This is a genomic window from Microbacterium sp., assembly GCF_031988965.1.
Classification (GTDB): Bacteria; Actinomycetota; Actinomycetes; order Actinomycetales; family Microbacteriaceae; genus Microbacterium.
This window is the reverse complement of record NZ_DALZXX010000147.1, coordinates 1-5,280: the sequence shown is the minus strand read 5'-3', so window position 1 is coordinate 5,280 and position 5,280 is coordinate 1. Positions and strand designations below refer to the sequence as shown.

Annotated in this window: 5 protein-coding genes; all 5 read right to left on the bottom strand. The window is 69.7% G+C overall.

Annotated features, from left to right (window positions below):
• Positions 1-913: NYN domain-containing protein (locus RTM68_RS15950; protein WP_312172787.1), on the bottom strand; the 913-nt coding region annotated here is incomplete at its 3' end.
• Positions 906-1,901, bottom strand: a complete 996-nt coding sequence (locus tag RTM68_RS15945) for a Gfo/Idh/MocA family oxidoreductase (protein ID WP_312172784.1) — start codon at positions 1,899-1,901, stop codon at positions 906-908. The genes RTM68_RS15945 and RTM68_RS15950, both read right to left, overlap by 8 nt.
• A 38-nt stretch (positions 1,902-1,939) precedes the next feature.
• Positions 1,940-2,995, bottom strand: coding sequence for an LLM class flavin-dependent oxidoreductase (locus tag RTM68_RS15940; RefSeq protein WP_312172781.1), 1,056 nt, complete (start codon positions 2,993-2,995; stop codon positions 1,940-1,942).
• 13 nt (positions 2,996-3,008) lie between these two features.
• On the bottom strand, positions 3,009-4,301 hold the full coding sequence (locus RTM68_RS15935; RefSeq protein WP_312172778.1) for an aminotransferase class I/II-fold pyridoxal phosphate-dependent enzyme: 1,293 nt from the start codon (positions 4,299-4,301) through the stop codon (positions 3,009-3,011).
• Positions 4,298-4,990, bottom strand: coding sequence for a hypothetical protein (locus RTM68_RS15930; RefSeq protein WP_312172775.1), 693 nt, complete (start codon positions 4,988-4,990; stop codon positions 4,298-4,300). The genes RTM68_RS15935 and RTM68_RS15930 overlap by 4 nt, the downstream gene beginning before the upstream one ends.
• Positions 4,991-5,280: the final 290 nt, after the last annotated feature.

Below are 5,280 nucleotides of genomic sequence, written 5' to 3'. Positions count from 1 at the left end.
GGTAGCCGAGTGCCTTCTCACTGAACGACGGATCCATCCGTCGCATGTGGGTCTTCACGGCCGAGCTGTGCAGCCACTCGTCGGCGTCCGCCTTGTCGTGGCCGAGCCGCAGCGCGCGCTGCAGCAGTTCGGTGGCCTCGCTCTGTTCGGTACCCTCGCCCTGTTCATCGACCTTCACAGGGGCGGCAGTCGCGGCGGCCGGAGCAGCCGCGGTCGCCGCCGCAGGTGCCTTGGCCTTCGCCGTCTTGGCGGGCTGTCGTGTCTTGGCCTTGACCGCGGGCTCGGCGACCGTCTCGGGCACCTCGACGACCGCGGGCGTGGGAGCGGTCGCGGAGGGCTTGCTCGGACGCACCACGCCGGGGAGCGAGTCGTAGGCCTCGAACTCGTCGCACGCGGCGGCGAGCGACTTGGCGGTGGACCCCGCGACGCCCACGCCGATCACGTATCGGCCGAGGCGCTTGCAGCGCTGGGCGAGAGGGACGTAGTCGCTGTCGCCGGCGACGATCACGACGTGCGTGAGATCGGGCAGGCGGAACATGTCTTCGACGGCGTCGACAGCCAGCCGGATGTCCGCCCCGTTCTTGGCGTAGGCGGCGGCCGGGAAGAGCTGCACCAGATCGACCGCGCGCGCGACGAGCTGCGAGCGGTACTCGGCGTTGACGGGCGATGACCAGTCGGCATAGGCGCGAGTGAGCACCAGGGTGCCGAACGACGCGGCGTAGTCGATGATCGCACCGACCTCGATCATGGCGCGGGAGAGACGCTCGGTGACCTCGGGGTCGGAGGGGTTCTCGGAGATGCGCTGACGATCTTTGCCGTACGCGTTGCGTCCGTGCACCCGGTCATACCAGGAGATGACGATGTTGTCGAAGTCCAGGTAGACGGCGACGCGGGCGTCGTGTGCCTCAGCCATGGTTCACTCCCTCGTTCGGGTACCGGACGCCGATCTGGGCGCGGATCTCGTCGAGCGTGCCCATGATCGCGACGGTCTCGGCGATCGGCAGGATGTCGCCCTCGAGGATGCCCTCGCGCACCAGACGCTCGGCGGCCTGAGCCTGGTACTGCATGCCCCGCCCCTCGACCTGAGAGACGTATTCTTCGACGACCGTGCCGTCGGGCTGCACGACGCGGAAGGTCGTGGGCGTGTACCAGACGCGGTCGATGTCGATGCGGGCGTCGGTGCCGACGATGCTGGCGGCGTTCGGACCCGCGGCGCGTGAGGACGAGATCGTCGTCGAGATCGCGCCGCCGTCGTGCGTCATGATGGTCGCGACCTCGGCATCGGCGCCCGTCTCGATCAGACGTGCGGTGGCGGTGATGTCGGCCGGGGCGCCGAGCACATCCCAGACGAACGAGATCGGGTAGATGCCGAGGTCGAGCAGCGCGCCGCCGCCCAGCTCGAGGGCGTTCAGGCGATGCGACGGGTCGGCCGAGATCTTCTGCGTGTGGTCAGCGGTCACCACGCGGATCTCACCGAGCGTGCCCGCGGCGAGGATCTCGCGGATGCGGACCATGTGCGGCAGATACCGGGTCCACATGGCCTCCATCGCGAGCAGGCCGCGGTCGGCGGCCAGCTGCTGCAGGTCTTCGGCCTGAGCGCGATCGACCGTGAACGCCTTCTCGACGAGCACGTGCTTGCCGGCCTCGAGAGCGAGACGGGCGTTCGCGTGGTGCATCGGGTGCGGCGTGGAGACGTAGATGATGTCGATCTCGGGGTCGGCGACCAGTGCCTCGTATGAGGGGTGTGCGCGAGCGATGTCGAAGCGTGCCGCGAAGGCATCCGCGGACTCCTGGGAGCGCGAGCCGACCGCCAGCAGATCGAGCCCGGCGGTGCGCAGATCAGAAGCGAAGGCGCCGGCGATACCGCCGGTCGCGAGGATTCCCCATCGAAGACCAGTCATGGTCTCAGCGTAGAGGGTGGCGCCGACGTGCTGCGCGGTCAACCCGCAGTCGCCAGCGCGCGCTGCGGCACGAGCGGGAACACCTGCTCGGCGATCCGATCGAGTTCCTCGTCGAGCGGTGATGACTGGACGAGGAGGAGCGTGATGCCGGCATCCGCATATTCATGGATGCGTTCGGCCACCTGCTCGGCCGTGCCGACGAGATTCGGACGCAGACCGCGCGTACCCACCGAGTACTCGCGACGGGTGAGTTCGAGGGAAAGCTTCGAATTCCGTTGGAACTCCTCGAACGACGCGTAACCGGGCGAGTCGGGGTCGACGGTCGTGATGCGGTCGAGCTCGCGCTGCGCCTCGGCCTCGGTGTCGCGGACGATCACGTACGCGGGCATCCCGAACTCGGCGATCGGCCGACCGTGCAGCCGCTCGGAGCGCGCGTTCATGTCGGAGACGTTGGAGCGCACCTCGTCGAGGGTGCCGCCGTGCATGACGTACGCGTCGGCGAAGCCGGCGATCGACTCGCGACCGGCCTCGCTCTCGCCGCCCGCGAAGATCACGGGGTGCGCCGAGGGCTTGGGCTCGACGATCGTGCCGTCGAGGGAGTAGTGCGATCCGCCGTAGGAGAACGGCGTGTGCTCCCACAGCCCGTTCAGCACCTCGACGAACTGCTGCGCCTGCACGTAGCGCTCGTCGTGGGTCGTGAACCGGCCCCCGAACTGCGTGGCCTCCTCGGCCCACCAGGCGGCGACGACGTTGAGCGCGACCCTGCCGGGTGCGATTTGGTCGAGTGTGCCGACGGTCTTCGCGAGCACGGCGGGCAGGTGGAATCCCGGACGCACAGCCGTCATCACCCGGAGCCGTTCGGTCACGGCGAGGATCGCGGCGGACAGCGACCAGGCTTCGAGACTCGGCGCCTCGATGCCCTTGCGGTCGTTGAGGTAGAGCTCCGGCACCAGGGTCGTGTGGAACCCGAGTCGGTCTGCCTTCACCGACACCTCGCGGATGTACTCCCAGGTCGCCGCCATACGTCCCTCGTCGGTGACGTTGCGCAGGAAGCCGCCGTAGACGGGGGTCCAATATCCGAGGTCGATGGACATGATGCTCCTTGCGTCAGACGCCGGACAGCGCGCTGTCGAGATCGGCGATGAGATCGGCGGGGTCTTCGAGGCCCGCCGACAGACGGATGGTCGTCAGGGAGATGCCGGCGGCGGCACGCTGCTCGGCCGTCAGATGCGAATGGGTCATCGACGCCGGGTGGTTCACCAGACTGCGCGCATCTCCGATGTTGGCGACGAGGCGGATGACGCGCAGCGAGTCGATCACTGCCGCGACCCGGTGCTGCGTCTCGGCGTCTTCGGGGACGGCGAGGTCGAACGAGAAGACCGAGGGGCCGCCGCGCGGCAGGTAGCGCTGAGCGAGCGGATGCCACGCGTTGCCCTCCAGGCCCGGGTGGTGCACCCGGGCGACGGCCGGATGCTGCTGCAGGTGCCTCGCGATCGCCAGCGCCGTGGCGCTCTGACGCGACACCCGCAGGTCGAGGGTCTCGACCCCCTGCAGGATCTGCCAGGCGTTGAAGGGCGAGAGCGAGGGGCCGAGGTCGTGCACGTACTTCGACTTCACGAGCGCCGCGAACGCCTGCCCGATGCCGAAGCGCTCCCACAGGGTGAAGTCGCCGATGCGCGTATAGGGCTCGGTGAAGTGTGGCCAACGTGCCGGTTCACGGCCGAAGTCGAAGGTGCCCTGATCGACCACGACGCCGCCGAGGGATGTGCCGTGACCGCTGAGGAACTTGGTCGCCGAGTGCACCACGAAGTCGGCGCCGTGCTCGCCGGGGCGCACCAGGTACGGAGTGCCGACCGTGTTGTCGATCACGAGCGGGACGCCGGCCTCGTGCGCGATGTCGGCGACCGTGCGGATGTCGAGCACCTGGGCGATCGGATTCGCGATCGACTCGGCGAACAGCACGCGGGTCTCGGGGCGGATGGCGGCGCGCCAGGCATCCGGGTCGTCCTGGTCGACGAAGGTCACCGGGATGCCGAAGTCGTCGAAGGTCTCCTGCAGCAGGTCGACCGTGCCGCCGTACAGCTGGGTGGCGGCGACGATGTGTCCGCCGCGTCCGACGATCGCGAGCAGGGTCACGGCGACCGCCGCCTGGCCGGAGGCGACCGCCACGGCTGAGGCGCCGCCCTCGAGGGCGGCGATGCGTTCCTCGAGGATCTGCTGGGTCGGGCTCGCGTTGCGGCTGTACAGGTTGCCGGCGGTGCGCAGTGCGAACAGGTCGGCGGCGTCGGCGAGCGAGGCGAACTCGTACGCGGCGGTTTGATAGATCGGTGGGATGGCGCTGTTCTGCGGAGTCCCGGGAATGTACCCCGCCTGGATCTGACGCGTCGAGAACTCGGTCATGCGGTCGCCACCGCCGCCGTCTCGTGCGTGCGGATGATCGCGGCATGCACGTCACCGCCGCGCAGACGCTCGAGCCACTGCACGAGCGCGGCGGCGACACTGCGGTGCGACTGGTCGTTGAGTGCGTCGTGCAGTCCGTCGACGGTCTCGACGATCTCGAGATCGGGGACGCTCCGCAGAGCATCGATCACCTGGGGCAGCGGTGACACGGTATCGGCGCCACCATGGACGGCGAGCACGGGCACCTCGATCGCTGCGAGATCGGCGGGTGCCGGGAGCGGCTCGGCCGGAGCGACGTCGACGGACGTGGCCGCGGTCGCCAGCACGCCCAGGTGCAGCGGGCACGCCGTGCGCTCCTCGGCGGGCGGCAGATCGAGCTCGGCATCCACGAGGGTGCCGGCGACGACGGCCGCCTCGACCGAGGCTCCCTGTGCGACGAGACGCAGCACGGCGGATGCTCCGGCATCCGACCCGACGAGCACCCGCGGGGCGTCGGCGGCCTCCGAGAGCCAGGCGCTCGCGGCATCGGCATCCTCGTCGAAGACGGCGACGACGTAGCCGTCAGAACTCAGCCGGCGGCCGAAGCGCTCGTACACGCCTGCGCGCTCGCCGCGTCCGGTGACGAGGGCGAGCGTGCCGCGGACGCGGGCGGGAGGCGTCCAGACTGCGGGGGAGGAGGTCGTGGTCATGCCTCCATCCTCCGATCGGCCTCCGACACGCGCTGAGGATGTGTCGCTGTGTTGCGATCCGTGTCGCTGCGCTTCCGCGGCGGTTGGCGGTCGGATCCGGGCGCTCCTACTTTCGGGGCATGACCGAACCCCTCATCATCGGCGCCATGGTGCGCGCCCTCGGCGCGTACCCGTCCGGTTGGCGTCCGCCGGGCGCGCACCGCGACCCTGCGGCGGATGCCGACATCCTCCGCCACATCGCGCGCGAGGGCGAGGACGCGGGGCTCGACTACCTGTTCTTCGGCGACTGG

Excerpts from the sequence above, each read along its gene's own strand:
- RTM68_RS15945 (WP_312172784.1), bottom strand. The coding sequence starts at position 1,901 with ATGACTGGTCTTCGATGGGGAATCCTCGCGACCGGCGGTATCGCCGGC.
- RTM68_RS15940 (WP_312172781.1), bottom strand. The coding sequence starts at position 2,995 with ATGTCCATCGACCTCGGATATTGGACCCCCGTCTACGGCGGCTTCCTG.
- RTM68_RS15935 (WP_312172778.1), bottom strand. The coding sequence starts at position 4,301 with ATGACCGAGTTCTCGACGCGTCAGATCCAGGCGGGGTACATTCCCGGG.
- RTM68_RS15930 (WP_312172775.1), bottom strand. The coding sequence starts at position 4,990 with ATGACCACGACCTCCTCCCCCGCAGTCTGGACGCCTCCCGCCCGCGTC.